Raw genomic sequence first — 25,076 nt, 5'->3', positions numbered from 1 at the left:
CTGGTATTAAATTATGAGACATCAGACAGCATTGCTGGCCGCACTGTGCATCACGACCATCCTGCGCGCGGAGGCCGCGGACAACCCCGCCGCCAGCGCGCGCTTCGAGCGCTTCGGCTACACCGGCCAGACGCAGGAGCGGGCGAAGCCGCGCGCCGGCGAATACGCCAATCCGATCCTCGCGGGCTACTACCCCGACCCGTCGATTGTTCGCGCGGGCGACGACTATTATATGGTCGCGTCGTCGTTCACGAACTTTCCCGGCCTGCCCATCATGCATTCGAAGGACCTGGTGACGTGGACGCAGGTCGGCAACGCGCTGGACCGCCCGGGGCAGATCGACTTCACCGGCGTGCGCGGCTCGCAGGGTATCTTCGCGCCGGACATCTCGTACCACGATGGCCGCTTCTACATCATCACCACCTGCGCCAGCTGCCCCGGCGGCGTCGGGAACTTCATCGTTACGGCCAGCAACCCGGCCGGGCCATGGTCGAAACCCGTCACCGTGCAGGGCCTGAACGGCATCGACCCGTCCATCTTCCGCGACGGCGAGAAAATGTATGTGGTCCACAACGATGCTCCCGAAGGCACGCCCCGCTATGATGGCCACCGCGCGATCTGGATCACCGAGCTGGACCCTGCTTCGCTGCAGCGCATCGGCAAGCCGAAGGTGCTGGTCGACGGCGGCGTCGACCCGAAGAAGAACCCGATCTGGATCGAGGCACCGCACATCTTCAGGAAGGATGGCTGGTATTACCTGATCTGCGCGGAAGGCGGCACCGCCGACAATCACTCCGAAGTGGTGTTCCGCTCGAAGGATGTGATGGGGCCTTACGTGCCAGGACCGGTGAACCCGATCCTTACCCAGCGCGACCTGGACCCGCAGCGCCCCAACCCTGTCACCACGGCCGGCCATGCGAAATTCGTGCAGACGCAGAACGGCGAATGGTGGGCCGCGTTCCTGGCCACCCGGCCCTACCCCGGCAATTTCTACAATATCGGCCGCGACACCTTCCTGCTGCCGGTGCGCTGGGAGAATGGCTGGCCGATGATCCTGGAACAGGGCAAGCCAGTACCGTACACCCACGCGAAGCCCAGGCTGCCGGCGCAGCCTGCGCCCGCGGTACCGATGAATGGCGATTTCGCCTATGTCGAGGAATTCGACGGGCCACTGTCACCGGCCTGGATGGGCTTGCGCACGCCGCGCGGCCGCCTGTACGATCTGCAGAACGGCGCACTGGTACTGCACGCCGGCCAGCCGCTGGGCGACCTGGCGGGCGTGCCGGGCTTCGTCGGCCGGCGCCAGCAGCACCATGACGCCACCGTGTCGACGGTCGTCGACTACGCGCCGCGGCACGCCGGGGAGCGCGCCGGCCTGCTGGCGATGCAGAACGATGGCGCGTGGATGTTCCTCGGGCTGGCGCGCGTGGAGGGAAAACGTGTCGTGGCGCTGTTCAAGTCCGAAGGCGGCAAGGAAACGCTGCTCGGCACGGCACCGGCGCCGGACGGGCGCGTCGAACTGGCCATGGAAATGCGCGGCGGACGGTCGGCCTACCGCTACGGTGACGGTGGCGGCGGACAACTGAAGACGCTGAAGACGGATGTCGACGTGACGTTCCTGTCGACGCAGAAAGCCAAGGGCTTTGTCGGCGTCGTGGTCGGGCCTTACGTGCAGGCGAACATCGTGCAGGCGAACACCAACAAATAAGAGGAGACAACATGATATCCATGACGAAACGGCCAGCCGGCCGCGCGCTGCGGCTCGGCGCGATTGCCCTGTGCACCGCGGCGATGACCGCAGCGATCGCTGCGCCGGCGGCGCAGCCCAAGGCGCCGCAGGCCAAGACAAGCTTCGCGCCCGGCTCGAACCCGATCATCCGCGACAAGTTCACCGCCGACCCGGCGCCGCTGGTGGTCGGCGACACGCTGTACCTGTACGTGGGCCACGACCAGGCGCAACGCGACGAGATGTTCAATATGCGCGAATGGCTGGTGTACTCGACGAAGGACATGAAGACCTGGACCGATCACGGCCCCATCATGCACGTGAAGGATTTCAAGTGGGCGAAGGCCGATGCGTGGGCATCGCAGACCATTGAAAAGAACGGCAAGTTCTACTTCTATGCCGCCGTCGAGCACGATGGCACGCACCCCGGCAAGGCCATCGCCGTGGCGGTCTCCGATAAGCCGACCGGCCCGTTCCGGGATGCGCGCGGCTCGGCCCTCGTGACCAACGAGATGACGCCGAAGGGTACCCACAGCTGGGAGGACATCGACCCGACCGTCTTCACGGACGACGATGGCACCACCTGGCTGGCCTGGGGCAACCGCCAGTGCTATATCGCGAAGCTGAAGCCCAACATGACGGAAATCGACGGCCCGATCCGCGAGATCACGCCGCCGCACTTCGAGGAAGGCCCGTGGCTGCACAAGCGCGGCAAACTGTACTACCTGACGTATGCGTCGCTGGACCGCACGACGCAACGCGACGAACATGTTTCCTACTCGACGGCGCCCAGCATCGAAGGCCCGTGGACCCACCGCGGCCTGCTCACCGGTTCCGGCAAGTACAGCTTCACGATCCATCCCGGCATCGTGCAGTTCAAGGACAACTGGTATCTGTTCCTCCACAACGCCACGCTGGCGATCGGCGACATGAACGGCGCCATCGGCCGGCGCGCCGTCACCGTCGAACACCTGCAATACAACGCGGATGGCACGATGAAGACGGTGGTGCAGACCGAGGCCGGGGTAACGGCGCCGCCACCCCGCTGAGTGTGATCCGTTCGCCGATCCGCTCGTCGATCCGCTTGCAGATCGGCTAACGGCCGGCGAACCTAGCGGTTCTCCACGGTTGCCACCAGCCCCTGCCGGCCGTTGCGGTCGAACGCGGCCACCTTGATGGTGCCCCGTTCGGCGATCGGGCCGGTCACGGCCTTGCTGGCGGCAGTCGGCGTGCTGCCGTCGCTGGTGTAGCGCAGCGCCATGCCGGGCAGCACATGGTTGACCAGCACGCGTCCGCCGTCGACCAGCAGGCCCGGCGGAGCGATGCGGTAGGCGACGCCAGCCTTCTCCAGGTCGAGGCGCGGCAGCACGCGCTGGCCCAGCGCATTGGCGAAGCCGGACCACGCGGTGCGGTACAGGGCCGCCGCCTTGTCCGCATCGGGTTCGGTGGCCCAGGCGGGATCCGGCGCCCAGGCGCGCTCGGCCACCGCCAGCAGGCGCGGCATCGCCAGGTAATCGATGCGGGCCGGGTCGCGTACCGTCTCCGTGAACAGCGTCGCCTGCATGCCGCGCACACGGCGCCGGCCGTAATCGGTCAGGCCATCCTTGCCGAGGCGCGCTTCGGCGCGGGCATTCTTCAGGTAGTCGAACGGAATGAAGCCGTACACGTCCTCGAGCTCCACGTAGGCGCCCCAGTTGACGCCCGGCTCGTCGGGATTCTGGTTGGCCGCCATGTCCATGTACATCTTCGTCACGGGCGCCAGCACGATGTCGTAGCCGGCATTGGCCAGCCGGTAGGCCAGGTCCTCGGCGCCCACCGTGTTGTTCCAGACGTAGGCGGAAAAGCCGCGCTGCGTGAAGCGGGGGTTGGGGATGAGCTTGTGGCGGCCGGCCAGCATGGTCTTGCGCGCGGCCATCTCTTCCCAGCCGGAAGCGTACAGCCCGTGCTTCTTCACGATGGCGTCGACGCGATCGTAGAAGTAGTCCCACAGGTCGGCGCTGGTTTCCAGCTTTTTCTCGCGCATCAGCGCCAGGCTGGCGGGCGATTTTTCCCAGGCGCCATCGGGCAGCTCGTCGCCGCCCATGTGGATCGTGCGCAGCGGCACGCCGGCCGCGCGGTGCAGCTTCACGACTTCCGCCACCACGTGGGCGATGAAGGTGAAGCTCGATTCCAGGCCGGGGTTGATCACGTGATCGGTATACAGCTGCGGCGACTTGTAGACCGAGCGGTCATTGAAATCGTTCAGCAGGTATTTCGCCGCATCCTTGCTGCCGGCGGCCTTCAGCCGGTGGTAGCGCGCTTCCATTGCCTGCACGGCGGCCCGTGCATGGCCGGGCATCTCGATTTCCGGGATCACGTCGATGTGGCGCGCTTTCGCGTAGCGCAGGATCTCGATGTAGTCGGCGCGGCTGAAATGGCCGCTGCCGCTGGCATCGCGCGGATCGGGGCCGGAGCCGTAGGCCGGCTGCAGCCGCACGCCCGGTTTCGCGCTGTGGCCGCGCACCGCGCCGATGGCGGTCAGCTCCGGCAGGCCGGCGATCTCCAGGCGCCAGCCTTCGTCGTCGGTCAGGTGGAAGTGCAAGGTGTTGAGCTTGTAGCGCGCCATCAGGTCGAGCCACTTGAACACCGTTTCCCTGCCGTGGAAATTGCGCGCCACGTCGAGCATGAAACCACGGTGGCCGAAACGCGGAGCATCGGTAATGTCCACTTCGGCCAGGGCCGGTTCAGGCGTGCCGGGCAGCGGCATCAGGTCGCGCAGCGTCTGCAGGCCGTAGAAAACGCCGGCCGGGCTGTTGCCGGCGATGGCGATGCCGCTGTCCGCGTCGATGGCCAGCCGGTAGGCTTCGGGCGACGCCTGCCCCTCCACCTTGCCGACGTCGAGCTTCAGCGCGGCGCCGCCGGCCTTGAACAGCTCGCGCGCCAGCGCCGCCTCGGCGGCCAGCGCGGCCGGCGCGCTCACTGTCGCCTGCCCTGCCAGGCGCAGCTTGCCGGCGCCGGGCTGCACGTGCAGCGGCGTCGGCAGCACGGGCGGCACGGCGGCCGCGGGCAGCGGCTCGACCAGCGCATTGCGGCGGTACGTGTCGGCCGGCGTGACCAGCGGCTTGATACCGGTCTTGCCGGTATCGACCTGTTCCGGCCGCGTGACCGGCAGCAGCGCGTAGTCGGGAATGGGCAGGCCCGTGTCGGGCGCCGCGTCGTAGACCAGGTAGGGGCCGGCCGGCGCCTTGTCCAGCTTGACGATCCGGTATGGGTACAGGAAGCTGGCCTCCAGCGATTGCCCCGGTGCCAGTCCCGCGAAGCCGTCGCCGGGCAGCAGGCGGAAGTACCCTCCCGCGATCTGCTCCAGTACCAGGCCGCCACCGACGTCGCCGGTCTGCAGTGCATCCATGCTGTTGAAGTGCAGCGACCAGCCGCGCGCCGGCAGCGGCCGGCTGTCGTTATTGGTCACGATCAGCCGCGCCTGCGTGCGCCCGTGCGATGCCTGTTCCGTGAAGACGTTGCGTTGCAGTTCCCAGCGCAATTGCAGCCTCGCGGCGCTGGCCGCGCCGGCCGGCGCGGCCGCGGGTACCACCGGCGGTACCACCTTCTCCTGCGCGGCTGCCAAGGTCGCCGGCAGCGCCCCGACCAGCGCCGCCATGGCCAGCAGATGCGGTGCGGCCAGGGCGCTGCCCCAGGCCTTCGTGAGTTTTCCCAAGCGTGTCTCCCCGTTCATTGTTGTGTGGTCCGGCCCCAGCTGCGCAGCTTGTGACCGCTCGCGGCATACCACAGGATCAGCAGGTAGCACGGCAGCAGCAGCCAGTAGGCGCCGCGCGGCGTGGCGAGGTCGGACAGGTGGCCGTAAAGCAGCGGCAGCACCGCGCCGCCGCAGATGGCCATGATCAGCACCGCCGAGCCGCTGGCGGTGTAGCGCCCCAGCCCCTGCAGTGCCAGCGGCCAGATGGCCGGCCACACCATCGCATTGGCCATGCCCAGCAGCGCCAGGCACATCACGGTATCGGGCACCGGTGCGATGCCGGTCCAGCCCAGCAGCGCAGTCGAGATGCCGCCGGCCTGCGTGGAACCGGTGACCACGCCGACCGTAAACACGATGCCGGCCAGCGCGGACAGCAGCAGCGCGCGCTGCTGCGACAGCCAGCGCGGAATCGCCACCACGCCTACCAGGTAGCCAAGCACCATGCATACCATCGTGTACGAGGTCAGCACGCCGAAGTTCGCGACGCCCAGTTCATGGCCATACAGGCCGATGGTATCGCCGGCAATGACTTCCACGCCCACGTAGGCGAACAGCGCCAGCGCGCCCAGCACCAGTTGCGGGAACTGCAGCACGCCAGTCTTGGCCACCTGCCCCGCGTGCGCGTCCGGTGCATCCTCTTCCGGCGCGATATCGCGCAGGCGGGAGAAATGGATGAACACCATGATCGCGAACAGCACTGCCGCCATGCAGGCATACGGGAACACCAGCCGCTGCGCCAGTTCGGCGCGCATCGCGGCGCGCGCTGCCGGCTCCAGCGTGGCCAGCGCGGTGTGGGAAAACCGGTCGATATCGGCCAGCATCAGCGACGTGAACACCAGCGGCACCACCACCCCGGCGCCCTTGTTGAACAGGCCCATGATGCTGATGCGCATGGCGGCGCTGTCGCGCGGACCGAGGCAGACGATGTAGGGGTTGATGGCCGTCTGCATCAGCGTCATGCCGGTGGCCAGCGTGAACAGCGCGGCCAGGAACAGCTCGTAGCGCGTGCTCTGCGCGGCGGGGATGAACAGCAGCGCACCCGCCCCCATGATGCCCAGGCCGATCGTCATGCCGTTCTTGTAGCCGGTCCGGCGCAGCACGGCAGCGGACGGCAGCGCCATCACGGTATAGGCGATGTAGAAGGCGAACGTCACCCACAGGGCCTGGAAATTGTTCAGGCCGCAGACAATCTTCAGGAACGGTACCAGCGACCCGTTCAGCCAGGTGACGAAGCCCAGGATGAAGAACAGCAGGCCGACGAACAGCATGCCGGCCACCACTTCCCGCGCCGAATGGCCGGTGCGCCCACCGGCGCCTTCCACGCTCATTTCCATGGCTCGCTCGCAATGGGTGGCGCAGCCGGTGCGGCCGGGTCGGCCGGGTCGGGCATGGTGGTCTGGTGCATGCGACTCCCTTGAGTGATCGGTGAACGATGTTGTCCGGGAATCATGCTAGCAGTAGTACCGCTTTAAGACCAGTAGCAAGTGGTATGCACGCCCCCGCGCAGGAATCGGCCAACCCGGCGCGAAATGCCAGCGATGCGGCAGCGATGCGGCAGCGATGCGACCAAACCGGTCAGCCGATTGATCCGTTGCACCCTTTTCCGGTGTCGGCACGCTCGGCTACACTCGGCCGTCACATATTCCGGAGGCAACATGGAAGCACGCACCTTCACCACGGCCGCACCGGCTGTACGCTCGCCGACGCTCTTGGCCGCCCTTCTGCTGGCTGCGCTGGCGCTGCCGGCCGGGGCAGCCGAGCCGCGCGGGCTGGCGATGCCCGACATGCCGCTGCACGATCCGTTCGTGGTGGCCGACAAGGCCAGCGGCACGTATTACCTGTACACGTCGAACGTGCCGTCGGTGAGCGGCGAATGCGGCATCGGCATCATGGCCTACCGAAGCCGCGACCTGAAGACGTGGACGACGCCGAAAGTGGTATTCCGGCTGCCGGAAGACTCGTGGGCGAAGGGCGGCGCCTGGGCACCGGAAGTGCATGCGTGGCGCGGCAAGTACTACCTGTTTACCACGCTGCACGACGAGCAGGCCAGGATCGATACGCCGTCCGCCTCGGGCTGGCCGGCCTACCGGCGCGGCACCGTGATGGCGGTGGCCGAGCGCCCCGAAGGGCCGTTCACGGTGGCCAACGGCGGCGAGCCGGTCGCTCCGGCGAACCTGATGACACTGGACGGCACGCTGTACGTGGACCGCGCCGGCAAGCCGTCGTACGTTTATGCGCATGAATGGATACAGGCCGGCGACGGTACCATCGAAGCGCTGCCGCTGACACAGGACCTGAAGCCGGCCGGCCCGCCGAAGCTGCTGTTTAAGGCCTCCAGCGCGCCGTGGTCGAACGGCGAGCGGCCGGTGGCGCCGGACGGCACGCCGGCCAAGGCCAACGTGTACGTGACCGACGGCCCGCAGCTGTACCCGTCGAAGGATGGCAGCCTGCTGATGCTGTGGTCGAGCTATGACCGCAACGGCTACGTGCAGTCGGTGGCGCGTTCGGCATCCGGCGAACTGGCCGGCCCATGGGAGCAGCTCGAGCCGATCGTGCGCCGCGACTCCGGCCACGGCATGCTGTTCGATACGTTCGACGGCAAGCGCATGCTGGTGGTGCACCGGCCGTTCAAGAACGCTCGCGGCAAGCTGTATGAAGTGCGCGACACCGGCGGCAGGATCGAGATCCTGAACCAGCGCGTCGACCTGGACGGCGACCACGTAATGGCGGCCTCGCCGCCGCCGGAGCGCGACCACTGCAAGCCCGCGCGGTAGCAGGCATCTTGCGGGCATCTCGCCGGCTAGCGCGCCGGCGGCAAGCCGCTACGCCGCCAGCGGCTTGCCGTTTACGCGTACGTTCTCCAGCCGCAGCTTGCCGGCGCCGGTGGCGTCGAGCGTGCCGTTCGCCAGCGTCACGTCGATATCCTTGAGCAGGATGTCGCCGATATCGGTCTGGCCCGGGTTCGGCGCGATCTTGCCGAACGTGCCGAAGCGCCCCTTGACGCCGACCATGCTGATGTTGCGCACCACCGACTTCGGCGGCGGCGCGCCCTTCAGGTTGAAATACTGCGTCCATGGCCGGATCGCCAGGATCAGCCCGCTGTCCGAATCGAGCGTCAGGCCGCGGAAGTGGATATCCTCGTAGTGCTGCGGCGTATCGGCGCGCAGCTTCAGCACCGCCACGTTCTGCACCCGCGGCCCGACCCGGCAATTCTCCACCAGCACGTCGCGCACCAGCGTGGCTTCGCTGCCCAGCGTCATCACGCCATGGCCGCGCCGGAATTCGCAGTTGCGCACGCGGATATGCTCGACGGGCGGGCTGTCCTTATCCTCCAGCGCGTGCGGGCCCTTCGAGCCCTTGGCGGCGATGCAGTCGTCCGTCACCGAGAAATAGCAGTCCTCGACCGTCACGTGCTGGCAGCTGTCCAGGTCGATGCCGTCGGTGCTGGGCGCCTGCTTGTAATCGTCCGGCACCTCGAAGCGGGCACCGCGCACGGTCACGTCCCGGCAGCGGTACAGGTGCAGGTTCCAGAACTGCGAATCCTTGAACGTGACGCCTTCGACGGTGACGCCGCGCGAACGCTCGATCAGCGCCAGGCGGGCGCGCGGCACGCCGATGTTGGCGAAGTTATGCGGGTCCGGCGCCGCCTTGCGCAGCTTCCAGAACAGGTCCCAGATCGGCCGGCCGGCGCCATCGAAGGTGCCGGCGCCGGAAATCTTCAGGCCGTCGCAACCGTTTGCATTGATCAGGGCCGGATTGAAGCTCGGCGCGAAATGGCCTTCGATGCGCGTGCGCTGCGCGGGGAAATTGCTCAGGTCCGTCGAGCATTTCAGCACCGCGCCCTCGTCGAGATGCAGGTTCACCTTCGGCTTCAGGAACAGCGCGCCGCTGACGAACACCCCCGGCGGCACCACCACCGTGCCGCCGCCCTGCCCGGCGGCCTGGTCGATGGCCTTCTGGATCGCCACGGTATTGACGGTGTTATCGTCGGCCACGGCGCCGAAGGCGGTGATCGCGAAGCGCCGTTCGGCGGCCAGCGCGGCGCCGGCCGGCATCGCCAGGACCGGCGCGGCCAGCAGCGACAGGGTGAAGCTGCGGCGGGTGATGGAATGATGGGACATGCCGGCTCTCTCATGGATGGGAACAGGCCATGGTAGAGCCGGCAGTGCCGGCAGGCCAGCGCCGCACCGTATTCACTCAGGAACTTGATCGGTGCCGCCGCATGGCCTTGCGCCCCCCTTCCCGCGCTAGCCCTTGCGCTGCAGGTAGCCGTGCATGCCCAGCCAGCGCGCGAAGCCGTCGAACCAGCCGGTGCTGGTGGTGGCCTTCGGATACATGCCGAAGCCGTGGCCGCCCTGCTCGTAAAGGTGGAATTCCACGGGGCGCTTCGCCGCGCGCCAGCTGTCGACCAGGCCATAGCCGGCGTTGGCGAAGAACGGGTCGTCCGCCGCCAGCGCCACGAACAGCGGCGGCGCGTCGGCCGGCGGCGTCATCGCCGTCAGCGGGCCATAGATGTTGGCGATGAACGCCGGCTTGGCGTCCTGCCCGTACAGCGCGGTGGACATGGTCAGCATGGCACCCGCCGAGAAACCGGCCATGCCGATGCGGTCGCGATCGATGCCCCACTCCGCCGCGCGCGAACGCACCAGCGCAAAGGCGGCGCGGGCATCGGCGATCTGCGGGGCCAGTTCGACGGCCGGATTCTGCTGCGGCCGCGGGCGCGCGGCGCCGGAGAACATCTCTGCCATGCTGCGCTCGAAGGCGGGCATCTCGGCCGGGGTCTGCACCAGGCGGTATTTCAGCACGAATGCCGCGACGCCCTTGTCGGCCAGCGCGCGCGCCACGTCCCAGCCTTCGTTGTTCATCGACAGCGTGCGGAAGCCGCCGCCGGGGGCCACGATCACGGCGGCGCCGGTGGCCCTGGCGCGGGCCGGCAGCACCGGCGTCAGCGTGGCGACGGTGACGTTGCGGGCAAATACGCTGCCGTACTGGCGGTGCCACGATTCCTGCACCGTCGCTCCCGGCAGCGGGCCGGTGTCCAGCACGATCGCATCCGGCTGGGCCGGCGCGGCGATCGGCGTCATCCGGTCGTCCTGCGCCATCGCCGGCGCGGCAAGTGCCCATGCCAGCAGCAATGCGCCGGCGACCCTTCCTGCCGCCAGTGGAACGGGGCGGCGTTTTGTATCCATGCAAATCTTGGCTTGCATTCGATCTCCTCACAAGGTTCCGGCCATGCCGGGCTGGCATGGCCGGCCAATCCGGCGGCCGGGGCCGCAACACGATCGCGTGCTGCCCCGCGCCACCACGGTAGCGCAAACAGATGCCCTGCCGTTCGTGAATGGTCGCATAAACAGGCTCTTAAAGATAGCGCAAACATCGCCTGGCGCGCATACGGCGCGGCGCCGCCGGCGGTGCGCGATACCGATTCGGGCATCCTTGCGCCGGCAAATGTGATTGGCGCGCGCGGCGCCTGCGGTGGCACACTCGGCGCACTTTCACGACCTCCGGATGCCATGCCTTACCGTTTCGTTTCCCTGATAGGCGCCGCCCTCCTTTCCTTGCCCGCCTGCGCCGCGCCGGTGTTCGACAACCCGCTCGTGCAGCAGCGCGCCGATCCGCATGTGACGCTTCAGGCGGACGGCTACTACTACCTGGCCGCGACGGTGCCGGAATACGACCGTATCGAGGTGCGCCGTGCGCGCGACCTGAACGGTCTCGGCAAGGGAGAGAGCAAGGTGGTGTGGAGCCGGCATGCGGCCGGCCCGATGAGCGCCAATATCTGGGCGCCGGAAATGCACCGGATCGATGGAAAGTGGTACCTGTATTTCACTGCCGGGCGCGCCGACGCGCCGCTGGATATCCGCCTGTACGTGCTGGAAAACGAAGCCGCCAATCCGCTCGAAGGAAGCTGGAAGGAGCGCGGACAGCTGAAGACGGGCTGGGAATCCTTTGCGCTCGACGCCACCACGTTCGCCCATGGCGGCAAGCGCTACCTGCTGTGGACCCAGCGCCCGCCGGCGTCGGACCGGCACATGACCGCGGTGTATATCGCGGAGATGGACACGCCGCTGTCGATCAGGGGTGCGGCAACCCTGCTCACGACGCCCGAATACCCGTGGGAGAAGGTGAAATTCGACGTCAACGAAGCGCCCGCGGTACTGGTGAAGAACGGCCGCGTGTTCGTCACCTATTCCGCCAGCGCGACCGATGCGAACTACGCGCTGGGCATGCTGACGGCCGATGCCGGCGCGAACCTTCTGGATGCGCGCGCGTGGTCGAAATCGCCGCGGCCGGTCTTCGCCAGCAGCAAGGCCAACGGCCAGTACGGCCCCGGCCACAACTCGTTTACCACCACGCCGGACGGCAAGACCGACATCCTGGTCTATCACGCGCGCTCGTACGAGCACATTCCAGGCGATTCGCTGCATGACCCGAACCGCCACACGCGCGCGCAGGCGATCAGCTGGCGCGCCGACGGCACGCCGGACTTCGGCGAACCGGTGGCGGACAAGGCGACTGGCGTCAGCCGGCCCTGATTGCCGGCCCTGCTTGCCGGTGCGTGGCGGCGGGAAGTCATGCGCCGATGCCTGACCGGGCCCTGATGTTGGTGGATCCCCTCGGCGCCGGCCCTCGAACGGCCAGGCAGGATCAGACGGCCGGCGAAGGTGCGGCTGTATCGACGATCAGCTCCGGCTGCAACGCGCGAATACGCAGTTCCGTGAAGTAGCCGCCCGCCTCGTTGTAGCGCAGGTAATGCCGGCCACAGTTCAGGCAGCGTGCCACGGCGCAGCGATTGTAGGGGTAGAAATTCAGCGCGATCGGGGCAGTGTCGCTTTCGTAGCGCGTACCAGCAGGATGAAACTCGGCAAACGTCGGCTCGTCATAGGGGTCGTCGAACAGCACGCCGATCTCTTCAAAACGGTCCAGTTCCAGCGTCATCGGCAATGCACTCCAGGCGGCGACCGGCACCGTATTGCAGCTGCAGGGAACAGTAACGGCAGCGGATGCCTGTGCAAGGCGCATCAGTGTATCGAAAGAGAGTTTCAGCATCGTGTGACCAGTAAATCGGGTTGATGCGATTGTAAGCTCACCACGGTTGCTTTGCCTTCCCCTTCGCGCGAGCATCTCGAAAACTAGGATCCGGCAGGAGGATCTTCTGCAAACTGCAGTTCGATCACGCTATCGTCACTCCAGCGCTCTTCCCGCAAAGGCGGTGTAAACGAGTATCCATTCACCGGCACCGGCTCGGTCTTTCCGTTGAAGCTGATCGTTGCGCGGATCAGGCGCCGAGGCTCCGAGAAGCTGTATGTGCCCTTCTGCGACACGAAATTACACGGTCCACCCAGCGCATCGATCGAAGTTCTTGCTGCAAAAGGTAATGTTTCCTTATCAATTGCCCAATGAACTTCGCATGCCAGTCTCAAATCACCCATCCGGCGAACGGTATCGCTTGCCATGGGGCTCCTGACATATGGAAGCCATGTCACCGATCCAGCCTTCCGGTTCAGCATCAGCTCAGCCTTGTCTCGCGCCAGTCCTGGCTCGATAGGCAAAGCAAAGACATTTCCTTGCCCCAGTGCGATTTCCAGACTGGCTTTATCGCTCTGAAGCTTTAACTGAAGTGCGTTCATATCGACGCCTGAGCGGCGAGGCGCCAGGATGAATCGCAGTTCAGCCGCAGGGGCGAGGCCGTGCTTTTCCTCGAAGCGGCGTGCTCCTTTCAGCATCGAACTGTATGGCTTCCAGTCTGGATCCCTGATCCCTGTCACATTCACTACCGAATCTGCAGCTGGATCGGGTTGCATACCGAGTTCCTGGCTGCCTGCGGATGCCTCTCGTGGAATACAAAAACTGGAAATGAGCAAGAGGCCGAGCAACCTGGCTGCATGCATATCGATCCTACACATTGATAACATGGAATATCCGGACAGGGTTCGAGGCTATTGAATCTTCGTGGATGGAGACGGCGGTAGCCGCTCCATCCGTGCCGACGGCGTCCGCCGCAACCATCGATGTCACGGCACCCAATATAGAAACAGGTCGCGCCCCTCGCCCGAACGGTCCAGCGTGACCCGGCGGCGCTGTTCGACACCTTTCGAGATGGCCGACACCGTGTAGGTTCCCGCCGGCAGCTTCAGGTAGACCTGCGGACCACTGCCTGCCAGCGTGAACACACGCCCCTGCCTGACGTCGTCGACCGTCAGCGCCACATCGGCCACCATGGCGCCGCTATCGTGGACGGCAAAAGTGAGCCGCAAGTTGAACTTGTCGCGCATGGTTGCCAGCGCGGCGCGCTGGTCCACGTCGACGCCGCCGCTGGCATACGCCACGGTGCCGCTGGTGCCGGTCTGCAGCCGTGCCTGGGCCAGGGCAGTGCCGGCCGGGACCAGGCAGGCCAGTGCCACCCACAGGATTGCTCGAATGTATCTGATGCCGTTCTCCATGTCGCCGGGAAGAAGCCGGGCGCGGTACGATCACCGCCCCGCCATGGGCCTCCCCACCCGTCATGGTACCCGGAGCGCGGCAGCGTCGCCAGTCTCCGACAGCTCCGGCCGGCGCGCCTGCCTCAGCGGGCATCAGGCAGCGGGCATCGGGCATCGGGCATCGGCATTCATGCCGCCAGCCGCTGATCGTCGTCCCGGCCGTGCGGTCCCGGACCGACCAGCAAGTCGCAATCCCCCTGCGCGGCGAGCCGTTGCGCCAGGCTGCCCGGCCCGAACCGGCGGCCAGGCCGGGTCCGCTCCTTGCCGATGACGACCAGGTCGGCGCCCCAGCGCCGGGCATGGTGGACGATGCCGCCATGCGGCGTGCCATGATGGACCACGCGCGAACGCAAGCGCACATCCGGAAAGAACAGGTCGACATAATCGTTGAGCCGGTTGCGCGCAGCCTCCCAGCCCTGTTCGCGGTACGCGGCAATCACCCGTGCCGGCACCTCCAGTTCCCGCATCAACCCTTCGTCCTGCAAGCGCCAGGCGTGCAGGAAAATGACACTGGCGGCGGGCGCCATGCGCAGTGCCGCCCGGGCGGCCGCCAGCGAAGCCTTCGAGTAATCCAGCGCGACAAGGATCTTGCGGTATCCCTCCCGTGGCTCGGCATTGACCAGCAGTACCGGGCTGCGGCACAAGCGCGCCACCGCGGCACTCTTCGGTGGCCGTAGCCACCGGGTGACGGCCGAGCCGGCAGCGCCTTGCAGCACGACGAGGTCGGCGCCGATTTCTTCCGCGGTCGCCGCAACGGTGCCGGCGGCGCATGCTTCATGAACGGTCCATGCGTGAGGCAGGCTGGCGAGCCCTGCCGCGTCCGCGATGCAATGCCGCTCGCCGCCGATCACCACGGACAAGGCGCCACCGTCGACCCGCAGGCGGCTGCAGGCGGTGCGGCTGCCGATGCCGGCACCTGTCCGCCTGGTCGCGACCACGTCGATCGCGTCGATGCCGAGTTGCTGCGCCAGCAATACCGCGCGCAGTTCCGCGCGCCCGACCTCGGGCTGATCGATCGCCAGAAGTATCCTGCTCATCCGATTCACACGCACCTCCGTCAGCACACCATCCCGGCACCGGGCAGCATTCCTTCCTGTCCGGTCAGTTCGACGTCCTGCAACGCTCCAGCACCGCCACCAGCTGCCTGTGAGCGAGCTCGAGGCCGGCCCGCATCGCCTGGACGTCCTGCGTGTCGATGGCGAGCGCGGTTTCCAGCGCATCCCTGAACGGCAGGATCGCCCTGGCCAGGTCCGCAATGCCGTACAGGTCCGCCTGGCGGCAGTCATCCTGCGCGCGGCGCCGGGCGTACACCATGTCGGTGAATGCGGCGGTCAACCGCTCGTCGAGTTCGCGCATCTGCTCCTTGAGGGCGGCGAGCCGCCGTGCGTCGTCGCACGCGTCCACATACTCTTCAGCCAGCATCTCATTTCTCCTTTGTCATGGCGCCGCCAGGGCGGCGCATCAACGTTCGAACCGGTTTCCGTCCTGGCGCGACGGCTTGCCCGGCCACGCCGGAATCGCGCATGCCGGCTGCACGCCGGCCGCCACGCCGAGCCGGTCGCCATCCCAGCCCCTGCCGAACAGGATCATCCGGGTGCCCAGCTCCTCGCGTTCCCGCGCAGCCTCACGCAGCGACAGCCAGGCAAGCTTCCTGTCGCGCAGGCGCACATACGCGAGTGGATGGTCGCGCGCCAGTGCCAGCCACAGCGCGTGCGCGCCCGGCGACAGGCGCGCGCCGCTGATCATGCAGTTGCCGGCCGCCAGCCACCACCGGTGCACGGCCGTGGCGATGCCGCGGCGCTGCCATGCAGGGCGATACTTCGAATGCGGTGCCCGCAGGTAGCGGTCGGCACGCCGGTCGACCTCGACGAGGCGGTTGAACACCGTATAGCCGGCCAGCCGGCCACTGGCGGCATCGATCGCATAGACGTAGTGCTCGCCGTCGGCGACGCGATGGCGGAACACGAAGCCGGGCAAACCGATGGGCAAGGCTTCCAGGCCGTGCAGGCGGTCGCCGGCCCGCGCCATGCGCCGCTCGATCGCGTCCAGTTCGCGCTCGATATCTTCATGCCGCTGGTCGACATCGATGCGCAGCTCTGCCGGCCGCGATGGCAACCAAAACGGCAACTGAAGTGGCAACCGAAGCGGCCACTGAGGTGACCACTTCGCGGCGGGCCACGCCAGCGCGCTCATGCGTGCACCCAGAAGCCGCTGAACAGCCTTTCCGGCCGCCCCGGGCTCGATACCCGCGCACTGCTTTCCCAGCTGTCCTGCCGCACCATCAGGCCCGCGTACACGCCGTAGCCCTTGCCGGCCTCGATGGCGTCGGCATGCAGGCTTTCGCCTGCACGGATCGCGCCATCGGCGCGCATCGCGCCGCCGGCCCTGATGCCCCAGCCGGCTTCCAGGTGATGGCCGCAGGCGATATCGCCGCCGCCTTCGATGCCATGGCCTGCGCGGATGCCGGCGCGGCCCGTGATGCTGCCGGCGGCGCGGATGCCCTTGCCGAAGCTGGCGGCGCCATCCAGCACGATGTCCTGCCCGGCGATGCAATCGCCGTCCACCAGCGCGGCACCTTCACAGCCGATATCCCAGCCGGCGCGCACATTGCCGCGCACGCGCAGGTCGCCCGCCACGTCGATACCCCATTGCGCTGCGACGCTGCCGCCGGCATCGAGGGACCCGCCCGAGCGGATCGCGCCGCCGGCGCGGATCTCGCCGCCGCTGGCCAGCGATTCGCCGGCGCGCAGGCCCCCACCGGCGCGGATGCCGCCGCCGGCCGCAAGCACCGTGGCAACGTCGATGTTGCCGCGTACCTGGACCGATCCGGCGAATACCACCGCTTCCGCATCGATCGTGTCGAGCACCAGCACGTCGGACGTCGGTCCGAACTGCGCGAGCAGCCAGCACGCGTCGCTCACCCGCCCTGCCGCGACAAGCGCATCGAGCAGGGGCTGGTAATCGGCGCCCTTGGCGCAGTGCTTGAGGAACCAGCGGAAACCATCCGCGCAGGGCTGTTTTGTCTTGATGAAGTTCTTGGTCAGTTCCATATCGCTCGACTCATTTCCGCGCCTCGCGCGGTTCGTTATCCGGGCTGGATACGTGGCGCCAGTATCGGATAAAGCCGGGCGGCTGCCTATTCGGCATCGCCCGTAAGGGAAACCCTTAGGGAACGTCACTGGCGGCAGATCCGCTGGAAAAAACCATGGCCGAAGGCGCGTGCCGCACCATGCGGCAGGCGGCTGGAAGCCGGCTTGCGTGTCGTATAATTGCGCCGGCTTCCACGTCGACGACGGCCTGCCCGCAATGGGATGACTTCAGGCGAAGCTCCCGCCCGACAGCGCGGGAACGCAGTTTCGTGCTGGCGGGCGCCGCACGGCAAATTCGCCCAGGGAACGGGAATACACATGATCCATCTGCGTGCCGCGCGGGCCCTCTGGCTCGCCGGTGCTTTCGGCATTGCCTACATCGTGCTCGACATGCTGAGCGGCCCCGAAGCGCGCTACCAGTCCATCGCACCCGTCTGGCATCCGGCCGCAGGCCTGGCCCTGTACAGCGTGCTGCGCGGCGGTGTCCGGGCGCTGCCGCTTCTCGGCGCGACGGTCCTGGTGGCAGCCGCCATCACGCCGGCCCTGCCGGCACAGCCGGCGCTGTCGCTGTTCATCGGCGTGCTGCCGGTACCGATGTACATGGCAGTCGGCACGCTGATGCGCCGGTACCTGGCCGGCAGCGCATTCTTCGCCAGCCACCGCGGCCTGCTGCTGTGGGCCGGCCTCGTCACGCTCGGCAGCCTGTTCAGCGCGGCGGTCTATGCGTTCATGCTGCTCGGCCCCGGCGCCACCGGCAGCCAGGCCTGGTTCGACCTGCTGACGCGCTTCACGATCGCCGAAACGGCCGGCATGCTCGTCATCGTGCCCGCCCTGCACTGCCTGTGCGACAGCGGCTTGCGCGCCGACTGCCTGGCGCGGCTGGCCAGTTGGGAAACTGCAGCCTACGCGGCCTTGATCGCGCTGGTGCTGGCCGTCGGCCTGCAGCGGCCTGCATCGGAATCGCTGGTCTACTACCTGCTTATCCTGCCACTGGCCTGGTCGGCCGCACGGCATGGCATGGCTGGCGCCGTGACGGCCGCCATCGTGCTGGAAGCCGGTGTCACCATCGCGGCCCTGCGGCCGGTCGCGTATCCGGCGCAGGTACCGAACGTTCAGATGCTCGTGCTGACGCTGACGCTGTCCGGCTTCCTGATCGGTATCGCCGTCGATGTGGCGCGCCAGGCCAGCCATGAGCTGCGGCATTCGCTGCGGCTGGCCGCGGCCGGCGAGATGGCGGGCGCGCTGGCCCATGAACTGAACCAGCCGCTCACGGCGCTGTCGGTGTATGGCAGCGCATGCGAACGGCTGATGGCGCGCGGCGGCAGCGACGCGCTGCTGCAGAAGACGATCCGGTCGATGGTGGCCGAATCCGAGCGCGCTTCCACTGTACTGAGGCGCCTGCGCGATTTCTTCCGCACCGGCACGACGGCACTCGAGCCGCTGGCGCTGGCCGACCTGGTCGACGGTGCCGCGGCCTCGTTCGCCGGCCAGGCCAGCGAACAGGGCATCGCCCTCGACGTGGGCGCCATGCCGGATGCAACGCTGCTGGCCGACCGGGTGCAACTGGAGATCGTGCTGCGCAACCTGCTGTCGAACGCGATACAGGCACTGGCGCAGATGCCGGACGAAAGCGGGCGCCGCATTGCCATCGATGCGGGCCGCGATGGCGCCGCGGTGTGGATCAGGATCGCCGACAACGGGCCGGGCATCGCCGACAAGATCCGTTCGCGCCTGTTCGAGCCTTTCGTTTCACTGAAGTCCAGCGGCCTGGGGCTTGGGCTGGCCATCAGCCGGTCGATCGTCGAAACCCATGGCGGTACGCTGACGGCCGAACCAGGCAGGCACGCCGTACTGAAGATCACATTGCCGGCGCACCCCGCTGCCGGCCAGGGCCAATCCCATGAAATCCCATGAATAACGAACTGACTGTCTTCATCATCGATGACGATGCCGCCGTGCGCGATGCGCTCGGCCTGCTCCTGAGCCTGCACGGCTACCGGACCGCATTCTTCTCCGACGCCGCGTCGTTCCTGAGCATCTGGACGGCGAACCTGCGCGGCTGCCTGCTGCTCGATATCCGCATGCCGGGCATGGATGGGCTGGCGTTGCAGAAGAAGCTCGCGGAGATGGGCAGCACACTGCCCGTGTTGATCGTCACCGGCCACGGCGACGTGCATTCGGCACGCGAGGCATTCCGTATGCAGGCGGTGGATTTCCTGGAGAAGCCGCTGCAGGAAGCGCAGCTCGTGCGCGCCATCGACGAAGCCCTGGCACGGCAAGACAGTGCCGCGCGGGCCGGGCATGCGGCCGAGGAGTATGCCCGGCGCCACGCCTCGCTGTCGCCGCGCGAACGCGAGGTGATGGAGCTGGTGGTCAATGGCCGCCACAACCGCGAAATCGCGGTCGAACTGGCCATCAGCGTGCGCACGGTCGAAGTGCACAAGGCGCGCGTGATGGCCAAGCTGGACGTGGCAACGGTGGCGGACCTGGTGCGCCAGTACATGGAGCATGCACATTTGCAGCAAGCGTCCAGGCCCGCCTGATCACGGCGGGCCGCGCGTCACGCGACCTCGCGTATCGTGATGGTCTGCATGCCGCCGCCCGGCCGCGGCCAGTCGATCCGGGCGCCGGCCGGCAGCCCCAGCAAGGCGCTGCCGACCGGCGCGAGCACCGAGATCCGGTCCATCCTGCCCTGCACTTCATCCGGATAGACGAGGGTGAGCCGCAGGTCGTCCCCCGCCGCGCCGATCGAGAAACGGACGGTCGAGTGCATCGTCACCACGTCTGGCGGCATGTCGCGGGGGGCGAGGAGTTCGGCCCGGTCGAGCTCTTCGGCCAGCCGGCCAAGCCTGACGAGCTCGGCGGACGGCAGATCGTCGAGCATGGCCGTGAGCCGGTCGAAGTCGGTCGTCGAGACGAAAATGGCTGGTGGTGACGGGTTCATCGCGATCCTCCCAAAGTGATGACGGTTTCCACGGAAGCGAATACGGGCAAACATGCCTCGTTGCTGTCCGCCGCTGTTTCCATTGCCGGCGTGGCGCATGCGACGCCCCGGTCGAGAGGTGCCGCGGCAGCGGCGTACTCGCCCAGTGCCAGCTGGGCGGCAGCTACCGCGGCCAGCCCCGCGAGCATGGAACCGACCACGCGGCGCCGCCATGCCACGCGCCGTGCCAGCAGCTTGCGCGCCAGCCGGCGCCCGCCGCGACGGGCGCGTTCATGTCCAGCCGCATCGCTGCCCGATGCCGGCTCGTTGATTGATGTTGTTTGCTCATCCATTGCTACCTGCCTCCATGCTTGACTGTGAAGGCCGCGCGATCGGTACCGGCGCGCGGCAACGCAACAGGTCGCCCGGCGAGTTACCCGTTGCCGTCGTACCGGCACGGGCGCACCCGCCGAGCCAGGCAAAGCCGGGCGCGGCCTCCGATCGCGTCGGGCAGGCGGTTCAACCGTGCAGTCAATGGCAACATCGAGATGGAAACCCCGCAGGAAATGGAAAAGTGGAGAGAAAAAACGCGTGCCCCGGCCGGGAACGGCATGCCCACGGCACGTGCCGGTGCCGGTCGGCCAGCGTTGCGTGCCAATTATGCCAAGGCCTGGAGAAAGCCGAATCCGCGAACCGCGTAAGGGCAACCCTTATGCGTAAGCAGCCTCAGGCGTGGGAGCCTGGCCGCCGACGCCGCCCTGGGCCGCCAGCGGCCTTCGAGGTCGCCGCCGACCGCGCCTGGTCGGCCAGTGCCAGGAAATTGGCCACCTTCGCAGACGGCTCGGCATCGCGCGAGGCCAGCGCCAGGTTGGTGACGACCTTCATGCCGGCGATATCGGCATACACCACGCCTTCCGCGCGGATCTGGCTGACCGAGGCCGGCACGATCGACACGCCGAATTCTGCGGACACCAGGTTGACGACCGACGACAGCTGCGGCGCCTGCTGGCCCGGCACCGGTTCGAAGCCGGCCAGCCGGCAGGCGTTCAGGATCTCGTCGTGCAGCATCGGGCTTTCTTCGCGGGGAATCATTACGAAGGCTTCGCCGGCCAGCGCCGTCAGCGGAATGCGGCGGCTCTTCGCCAGCCGGTGTCCGGCCGGCAGCACCACCTTCATCGGTTCGCTGGCGATCTGGTACAGCGCGATGCCGGCAAACGAGTGGGTGCCGGGGCGCATCAGCGCCAGGTCGAGGCGGCCTTCTTCCAGCAAGGCCAGCAACTGGGTCGTTGTGCCCTCCGTCAAGGTCAGCGCGACGCCGGGATAAGTGGCCCGGAAGGCGCGGATCAGCGCGCGCACGATCGGGTGGAAGGCAGCGGACGCCGTCAAGCCCAGGTGCAGGTGGCCGGTCTCGCCGCGGCCCGCGCGTTGCGCGTTTGCAACAGCACTTTGCGCATCGTTCAGCAGCCGTTTCGCGTCGACCAGCAGCGCCTTGCCGGCCTCGGTCAGCGACATGCCATGGCCGGTGCGATGGAACAGCGGCACGTCGAGTTCCCGCTCCAGCGTGAGGATCTGCTGGCTCAGCGGGGGCTGGCCGATACCCAGCCGCTCCGCTGCCCGGGTCACGTTGCCCTCCTCCGCCACCGCCACGAAGTAGCGCAGCCGTCTTAATTCCATGACAATTTTCCGATCCGGTATCTGATTATCGTCTGGTATCCAAACGTTACATATATTGGACAGTATAGCGGCATTTCACGATAATCCACGCCTTGCAACCTGCGTTGATCATGGGCATGGTCACGCGCGGGATTTATAACCAGGTGAGAGGTCTCCAATGGCTGTACAAGAAACCCAAAGAAAACCGCGGAGAGAATACCGCAACATCCACGTCGGTGAACTAGGCAATTACCGCATGCCGCTGTCGGCCATCGTGTCGATCCTGCACCGTATCAGCGGCATGCTGCTGTTCGTGCTGCTGCCGTTCATCCTGTACCTGCTGCAGGAAAGCATCCGCTCCGAGATCTCGTTTGCCCACTTCCAGGGCATCGCCTCGCATCCGTTCAGCAAGCTGGTCATCCTGGCCCTGGTGTGGGGCTACATGCACCACTTCTGCGCCGGCATCCGCCACCTGGTGATGGACACCCACGTTGGCCTGGACAAGGATTCGGCCCGCAAGACGTCGGTCGCCGTGCTGGTCATCAGCCTGGCCGTGACCTTCCTGGTTGCCCTGAAACTGTTCGGAGTGTTCTAAGCCATGAAAAACAATATCGGACCGAAGCGCCTCGTCGTGGGCGCCCACTACGGCCTGGGCGAGTTCCTGGCGCAGCGCGCCACCGCGATCGTGATGGTGGTGTACACCGTCGTCCTGTTGCTGGCTTTCCTCACCGGCAGCAATTTCTCCTATGAAGGCTGGGCCGGCCTGTTCGCCCAGACCTGGTTCAAGCTGTTCACGCTGGCCACCCTGATCGGCCTGTTCTATCACGCCTGGGTCGGCGTCGTCAGCGTCTACCAGGACTACATCAAGAACGTCGGTGTTCGCTTCCTCATTCAAACCGCGTCGGCCATGTGGCTGATCGCGTGCGCCGTGTGGTCGGTGCAGATACTCTGGAGTGTGTAAATCGTGGCAGCAATCAAATCCTCCATTCCCGTACGCCGCTTCGACGCGGTGATCGTCGGCGCCGGCGGCTCCGGCATGCGCGCTTCCCTGCAACTGGCCGAAGCGGGCCTGAACGTGGCCGTGCTGTCGAAGGTCTTCCCGACCCGTTCGCACACCGTCGCCGCACAGGGCGGCATCGGCGCCTCGCTGGGCAACATGGCCGAAGACAGCTGGTTCTGGCACATGTTCGACACCGTCAAGGGCGGCGACTACCTGGGCGACCAGGACGCGATCGAATTCATGTGCCGCGAAGCACCGAAGGTCGTGTATGAACTCGAACACTTCGGCATGCCGTTCGACCGCAATCCGGACGGCACGATCTACCAGCGTCCGTTCGGCGGCCACACGGCCAATTTCGGCGAGAAGGCCGTGCAGCGCGCCTGCGCCGCGGCCGACCGTACCGGCCACGCGCTGCTGCACACGCTGTACCAGCGCAATGTGCGCGCCCGCACCCACTTCTTCGTCGAATGGATGGCGCTGGACCTGATCCGCGACGCCGAAGGCGACGTGATCGGCGTCGTGGCGCTGGAAATGGAAACCGGCGACGTGATGATCCTGCAGGCGAAGACGACGATCTTCGCCACCGGCGGTGCCGGCCGCATCTTCGCCGCATCGACCAACGCGTTCATCAACACCGGCGACGGCATGGGCATGGCGGCACGCGCCGGCCTGCCGCTGCAGGACATGGAGTTCTGGCAGTTCCACCCGACCGGCGTGGCCGGCGCGGGCGTCCTGATCACCGAAGGCGTGCGCGGCGAAGGCGGCATCCTGATCAACTCGCAGGGCGAGCGCTTCATGGAGCGCTATGCGCCGACGCTGAAAGACCTGGCGCCGCGCGACTTCGTGTCGCGCTCGATGGACCAGGAAATCAAGGAAGGCCGCGGCGTGGGCCCGAACAAGGACCACGTGCTGCTCGACCTGCGCCACATCGGCAAGGAAACCATCGAGAAGCGCCTGCCGTCGATCCTGGAGATCGGCCACAAGTTCGCCAACGTCGATGCAACGAAAGAGCCGATCCCGGTGGTGCCGACGATCCACTACCAGATGGGCGGCATCCCGACCAACATCCACGGCCAGGTCGTGGCACCGTCGGCCGATGGCGGCCAGAAGATCGTGAACGGCCTGTACGCGATCGGCGAATGCGCCTGCGTCTCCGTGCACGGCGCGAACCGCCTGGGCACGAACTCGCTGCTCGACCTGGTGGTGTTCGGCCGCGCGGCCGGCAACCACGTGGTGGCATCGAACCTGAAGCAGAAGGAACACAAGGACCTGCCGAAGGACGCGTCGGACTACGCGATGGACCGCCTGAACCGCCTGGAAACCTCGACCGGTTCGGAAAAGGTGCAGGGCGTGGCCAACGACATCCGCGCCACGATGCAGAAGTACTGCGGCGTGTTCCGTACCGACGACCTGCTGAAGGCCGGCTTCGACGAGATCATGAAGCTCGACGAGCGCCGCAAGCATGTGTCGTTCAAGGACAAGTCGAAGGTGTTCAACACCGCCCGCGTCGAAGCGCTGGAACTGGACAACCTGATCGAGACGGCCAAGGCAACCATCACGTCGGCCGTCGCCCGCAAGGAATCGCGCGGCGCGCACGCGCACAGCGATTTCCCGAACCGCGACGACGACAACTGGATGAAGCACACGCTGTGGTTCTCCGAAGGCAACCGCCTGGAGTACAAGCCTGTCGTCACCAAGCCGCTGACGGTGGAAACCTTCAAGCCCAAAGCACGCACTTTCTAAGGTAGCAAGAACATGGCACGTACTCTCAAATTCAAGATTTACCGCTACGATCCGGACAAGGATGCCAAGCCTTACATGCAGGACCTGACGGTCGAGCTGAAGGACACCGACAAGATGCTGCTGGACGCGCTGCAGCGCATCAAGTCCGACGTGGACGATTCGCTGGCCCTGCGCCGCTCGTGCCGCGAAGGCGTGTGCGGTTCGGACGCGATGAACGTCAACGGCAAGAACCGCCTGGCGTGCACGACGAACCTGAACGAACTGAGCGAACCGATCATCCTGCGCCCACTGCCGGGCCTGCCGGTGATCCGCGACCTGATCGTCGACATGACGCAGTTCTTCAAGCAGTATGAATCGATCAAGCCGTTCCTGATCAACGATTCGATCCCGCCGGAGAAGGAACGCCTGCAGACGCCGGCCGAGCGCGAGGAACTCGACGGCCTGTACGAATGCATCCTGTGCGCGTGCTGTTCGACGTCGTGCCCGTCGTTCTGGTGGAATCCGGACAAGTTCGTCGGCCCGGCCGGCCTGCTGCAGGCTTATCGCTTCATCGCCGACTCGCGCGACGAAGCCACCGGCCAGCGCCTGGACAACCTGGAAGACCCGTACCGCCTGTTCCGCTGCCACTCGATCATGAACTGCGTGGACGTTTGCCCGAAGGGCCTGAACCCGAACAAGGCGATCGGCAAGATCAAGGAACTGATGGTGCGCCGCGCCATCTGAGCC

General features: G+C 66.8%; 24 protein-coding genes. 10 read left to right on the top strand and 14 right to left on the bottom strand.

Features of this window, described 5'->3' with window-relative positions:
- Positions 1-13: 13 nt before the first annotated feature.
- Positions 14-1,708 carry a glycoside hydrolase family 43 protein gene (locus ACY34H_RS26200; protein ID WP_464980368.1) on the top strand — a complete coding sequence of 565 codons (1,695 nt, stop codon included), beginning with the start codon at positions 14-16 and terminating at the stop codon, positions 1,706-1,708.
- Positions 1,709-1,728: 20 nt separating this feature from the next.
- A complete protein-coding gene (locus ACY34H_RS26195; protein WP_464980367.1) occupies positions 1,729-2,775 on the top strand; it encodes a glycoside hydrolase family 43 protein in 1,047 nt (348 codons plus the stop codon).
- A 62-nt stretch (positions 2,776-2,837) separates the two neighbouring features.
- On the opposite strand, the gene ACY34H_RS26190 is transcribed toward ACY34H_RS26195, so the two are convergent.
- Both ACY34H_RS26190 and ACY34H_RS26185 read right to left on the bottom strand, forming a co-directional pair.
- Positions 2,838-5,420 carry a family 20 glycosylhydrolase gene (locus ACY34H_RS26190; protein WP_464980366.1) on the bottom strand — a complete coding sequence of 861 codons (2,583 nt, stop codon included), beginning with the start codon at positions 5,418-5,420 and terminating at the stop codon, positions 2,838-2,840.
- Positions 5,421-5,434: 14 nt separating this feature from the next.
- Positions 5,435-6,793: a sugar MFS transporter gene (locus ACY34H_RS26185; RefSeq protein WP_464980365.1), complete on the bottom strand. Its 1,359-nt coding sequence runs from the start codon at positions 6,791-6,793 to the stop codon at positions 5,435-5,437.
- Positions 6,794-7,114: 321 nt separating this feature from the next.
- Here ACY34H_RS26185 and ACY34H_RS26180 point away from each other — a divergent pair, with 321 nt between their 5' ends.
- On the top strand, positions 7,115-8,233 hold the full coding sequence (locus ACY34H_RS26180; protein WP_464980364.1) for a glycoside hydrolase family 43 protein: 1,119 nt from the start codon (positions 7,115-7,117) through the stop codon (positions 8,231-8,233).
- 48 nt (positions 8,234-8,281) lie between these two features.
- Here the strand turns inward: ACY34H_RS26180 and ACY34H_RS26175 are convergent, their stop codons facing one another.
- Both ACY34H_RS26175 and ACY34H_RS26170 read right to left on the bottom strand, forming a co-directional pair.
- Positions 8,282-9,580: a glycoside hydrolase family 28 protein gene (locus tag ACY34H_RS26175; protein WP_464980363.1), complete on the bottom strand. Its 1,299-nt coding sequence runs from the start codon at positions 9,578-9,580 to the stop codon at positions 8,282-8,284.
- 126 nt (positions 9,581-9,706) lie between these two features.
- Positions 9,707-10,666: an alpha/beta hydrolase gene (locus ACY34H_RS26170; protein ID WP_464980362.1), complete on the bottom strand. Its 960-nt coding sequence runs from the start codon at positions 10,664-10,666 to the stop codon at positions 9,707-9,709.
- Positions 10,667-10,972: 306 nt separating this feature from the next.
- On the opposite strand from ACY34H_RS26170, the gene ACY34H_RS26165 reads away from it, so the two are divergent.
- Positions 10,973-11,995 (top strand): glycoside hydrolase family 43 protein, encoded by a 1,023-nt coding sequence (locus ACY34H_RS26165; RefSeq protein ID WP_464980361.1) that lies wholly within the window; start codon positions 10,973-10,975, stop codon positions 11,993-11,995.
- Between the two features lie 112 nt (positions 11,996-12,107).
- On the opposite strand, the gene ACY34H_RS26160 is transcribed toward ACY34H_RS26165, so the two are convergent.
- The 7 genes from ACY34H_RS26160 to ACY34H_RS26130 all read right to left on the bottom strand — a co-directional run bounded on the left by ACY34H_RS26160 (position 12,108) and on the right by ACY34H_RS26130 (position 16,992).
- A complete protein-coding gene (locus tag ACY34H_RS26160) occupies positions 12,108-12,398 on the bottom strand; it encodes a hypothetical protein (protein ID WP_464980360.1) in 291 nt (96 codons plus the stop codon).
- 194 nt (positions 12,399-12,592) lie between these two features.
- Positions 12,593-13,264, bottom strand: a complete 672-nt coding sequence (locus ACY34H_RS26155) for a hypothetical protein (RefSeq protein WP_464980359.1) — start codon at positions 13,262-13,264, stop codon at positions 12,593-12,595.
- Positions 13,265-13,474: 210 nt separating this feature from the next.
- Positions 13,475-13,864 carry a hypothetical protein gene (locus ACY34H_RS26150; RefSeq protein ID WP_464980358.1) on the bottom strand — a complete coding sequence of 130 codons (390 nt, stop codon included), beginning with the start codon at positions 13,862-13,864 and terminating at the stop codon, positions 13,475-13,477.
- A gap of 206 nt (positions 13,865-14,070) precedes the next feature.
- Positions 14,071-14,979, bottom strand: a complete 909-nt coding sequence (locus tag ACY34H_RS26145) for a universal stress protein (RefSeq protein WP_464980357.1) — start codon at positions 14,977-14,979, stop codon at positions 14,071-14,073.
- Positions 14,980-15,043: 64 nt separating this feature from the next.
- The gene (gene grpE, locus ACY34H_RS26140; protein ID WP_464980356.1) at positions 15,044-15,364 is read right to left on the bottom strand and encodes a nucleotide exchange factor GrpE; all 321 of its coding nucleotides are present in this window, start codon (positions 15,362-15,364) and stop codon (positions 15,044-15,046) included.
- Between the two features lie 39 nt (positions 15,365-15,403).
- Positions 15,404-16,057: an N-acetyltransferase gene (locus ACY34H_RS26135; RefSeq protein ID WP_464980355.1), complete on the bottom strand. Its 654-nt coding sequence runs from the start codon at positions 16,055-16,057 to the stop codon at positions 15,404-15,406.
- 74 nt (positions 16,058-16,131) lie between these two features.
- Positions 16,132-16,992, bottom strand: a complete 861-nt coding sequence (locus ACY34H_RS26130; protein ID WP_464980354.1) for a hypothetical protein — start codon at positions 16,990-16,992, stop codon at positions 16,132-16,134.
- A gap of 357 nt (positions 16,993-17,349) precedes the next feature.
- On the opposite strand from ACY34H_RS26130, the gene ACY34H_RS26125 reads away from it, so the two are divergent.
- Positions 17,350-18,945, top strand: a complete 1,596-nt coding sequence (locus tag ACY34H_RS26125) for an ATP-binding protein (RefSeq protein WP_464980353.1) — start codon at positions 17,350-17,352, stop codon at positions 18,943-18,945.
- On the top strand, positions 18,942-19,574 hold the full coding sequence (locus ACY34H_RS26120; protein ID WP_464980352.1) for a response regulator transcription factor: 633 nt from the start codon (positions 18,942-18,944) through the stop codon (positions 19,572-19,574). Before ACY34H_RS26125 ends, ACY34H_RS26120 begins: the two co-directional genes overlap by 4 nt.
- Positions 19,575-19,591: 17 nt before the next feature.
- On the opposite strand, the gene rnk is transcribed toward ACY34H_RS26120, so the two are convergent.
- From rnk to ACY34H_RS26105, 3 genes are all read right to left on the bottom strand, one after another.
- Positions 19,592-19,975 carry a nucleoside diphosphate kinase regulator gene (gene rnk, locus ACY34H_RS26115; protein WP_464980351.1) on the bottom strand — a complete coding sequence of 128 codons (384 nt, stop codon included), beginning with the start codon at positions 19,973-19,975 and terminating at the stop codon, positions 19,592-19,594.
- The gene (locus ACY34H_RS26110) at positions 19,972-20,307 is read right to left on the bottom strand and encodes a hypothetical protein (protein WP_464980350.1); all 336 of its coding nucleotides are present in this window, start codon (positions 20,305-20,307) and stop codon (positions 19,972-19,974) included. Before ACY34H_RS26110 ends, rnk begins: the two co-directional genes overlap by 4 nt.
- A gap of 373 nt (positions 20,308-20,680) precedes the next feature.
- Positions 20,681-21,628 carry a LysR family transcriptional regulator gene (locus tag ACY34H_RS26105; RefSeq protein WP_464980349.1) on the bottom strand — a complete coding sequence of 316 codons (948 nt, stop codon included), beginning with the start codon at positions 21,626-21,628 and terminating at the stop codon, positions 20,681-20,683.
- A 157-nt stretch (positions 21,629-21,785) separates the two neighbouring features.
- On the opposite strand from ACY34H_RS26105, the gene sdhC reads away from it, so the two are divergent.
- From sdhC to ACY34H_RS26085, 4 genes are read left to right on the top strand one after another with little or no spacing between them, the layout of a single operon-like run.
- The gene (gene sdhC, locus ACY34H_RS26100; RefSeq protein WP_464980348.1) at positions 21,786-22,202 is read left to right on the top strand and encodes a succinate dehydrogenase, cytochrome b556 subunit; all 417 of its coding nucleotides are present in this window, start codon (positions 21,786-21,788) and stop codon (positions 22,200-22,202) included.
- 3 nt (positions 22,203-22,205) lie between these two features.
- Positions 22,206-22,568 carry a succinate dehydrogenase, hydrophobic membrane anchor protein gene (sdhD, locus tag ACY34H_RS26095; protein WP_464977291.1) on the top strand — a complete coding sequence of 121 codons (363 nt, stop codon included), beginning with the start codon at positions 22,206-22,208 and terminating at the stop codon, positions 22,566-22,568.
- A 3-nt stretch (positions 22,569-22,571) separates the two neighbouring features.
- Complete coding sequence (sdhA, locus tag ACY34H_RS26090; protein WP_464977292.1) at positions 22,572-24,350, top strand: succinate dehydrogenase flavoprotein subunit; 1,779 nt, start codon at positions 22,572-22,574, stop codon at positions 24,348-24,350.
- Positions 24,351-24,362: 12 nt separating this feature from the next.
- A complete protein-coding gene (locus tag ACY34H_RS26085) occupies positions 24,363-25,073 on the top strand; it encodes a succinate dehydrogenase iron-sulfur subunit (protein WP_130184894.1) in 711 nt (236 codons plus the stop codon).
- The last annotated feature ends 3 nt before the right edge of the window (positions 25,074-25,076 follow it).

The sequence above is a fragment of the Pseudoduganella sp. jia 9 genome (assembly GCF_055502615.1).
Note: the sequence above shows the minus strand (reverse complement) of the source record. Positions and strands in the feature narration are given on the sequence as shown.

Excerpts from the sequence above, each read along its gene's own strand:
- ACY34H_RS26180 (WP_464980364.1), top strand. The coding sequence starts at position 7,115 with ATGGAAGCACGCACCTTCACCACGGCCGCACCGGCTGTACGCTCGCCG.
- sdhD (WP_464977291.1), top strand. The coding sequence starts at position 22,206 with ATGAAAAACAATATCGGACCGAAGCGCCTCGTCGTGGGCGCCCACTAC.
- ACY34H_RS26105 (WP_464980349.1), bottom strand. The coding sequence starts at position 21,628 with ATGGAATTAAGACGGCTGCGCTACTTCGTGGCGGTGGCGGAGGAGGGC.
- ACY34H_RS26175 (WP_464980363.1), bottom strand. The coding sequence starts at position 9,580 with ATGTCCCATCATTCCATCACCCGCCGCAGCTTCACCCTGTCGCTGCTG.
- ACY34H_RS26170 (WP_464980362.1), bottom strand. The coding sequence starts at position 10,666 with ATGCAAGCCAAGATTTGCATGGATACAAAACGCCGCCCCGTTCCACTG.
- ACY34H_RS26120 (WP_464980352.1), top strand. The coding sequence starts at position 18,942 with ATGAATAACGAACTGACTGTCTTCATCATCGATGACGATGCCGCCGTG.
- ACY34H_RS26155 (WP_464980359.1), bottom strand. The coding sequence starts at position 13,264 with ATGCAACCCGATCCAGCTGCAGATTCGGTAGTGAATGTGACAGGGATC.
- ACY34H_RS26165 (WP_464980361.1), top strand. The coding sequence starts at position 10,973 with ATGCCTTACCGTTTCGTTTCCCTGATAGGCGCCGCCCTCCTTTCCTTG.
- ACY34H_RS26160 (WP_464980360.1), bottom strand. The coding sequence starts at position 12,398 with ATGACGCTGGAACTGGACCGTTTTGAAGAGATCGGCGTGCTGTTCGAC.
- ACY34H_RS26195 (WP_464980367.1), top strand. The coding sequence starts at position 1,729 with ATGACGAAACGGCCAGCCGGCCGCGCGCTGCGGCTCGGCGCGATTGCC.
- rnk (WP_464980351.1), bottom strand. The coding sequence starts at position 19,975 with ATGAACCCGTCACCACCAGCCATTTTCGTCTCGACGACCGACTTCGAC.
- ACY34H_RS26130 (WP_464980354.1), bottom strand. The coding sequence starts at position 16,992 with ATGGAACTGACCAAGAACTTCATCAAGACAAAACAGCCCTGCGCGGAT.
- ACY34H_RS26125 (WP_464980353.1), top strand. The coding sequence starts at position 17,350 with ATGATCCATCTGCGTGCCGCGCGGGCCCTCTGGCTCGCCGGTGCTTTC.
- grpE (WP_464980356.1), bottom strand. The coding sequence starts at position 15,364 with ATGCTGGCTGAAGAGTATGTGGACGCGTGCGACGACGCACGGCGGCTC.
- ACY34H_RS26185 (WP_464980365.1), bottom strand. The coding sequence starts at position 6,793 with ATGGAAATGAGCGTGGAAGGCGCCGGTGGGCGCACCGGCCATTCGGCG.
- ACY34H_RS26145 (WP_464980357.1), bottom strand. The coding sequence starts at position 14,979 with ATGAGCAGGATACTTCTGGCGATCGATCAGCCCGAGGTCGGGCGCGCG.
- ACY34H_RS26085 (WP_130184894.1), top strand. The coding sequence starts at position 24,363 with ATGGCACGTACTCTCAAATTCAAGATTTACCGCTACGATCCGGACAAG.
- ACY34H_RS26110 (WP_464980350.1), bottom strand. The coding sequence starts at position 20,307 with ATGGATGAGCAAACAACATCAATCAACGAGCCGGCATCGGGCAGCGAT.
- ACY34H_RS26200 (WP_464980368.1), top strand. The coding sequence starts at position 14 with ATGAGACATCAGACAGCATTGCTGGCCGCACTGTGCATCACGACCATC.
- sdhC (WP_464980348.1), top strand. The coding sequence starts at position 21,786 with ATGGCTGTACAAGAAACCCAAAGAAAACCGCGGAGAGAATACCGCAAC.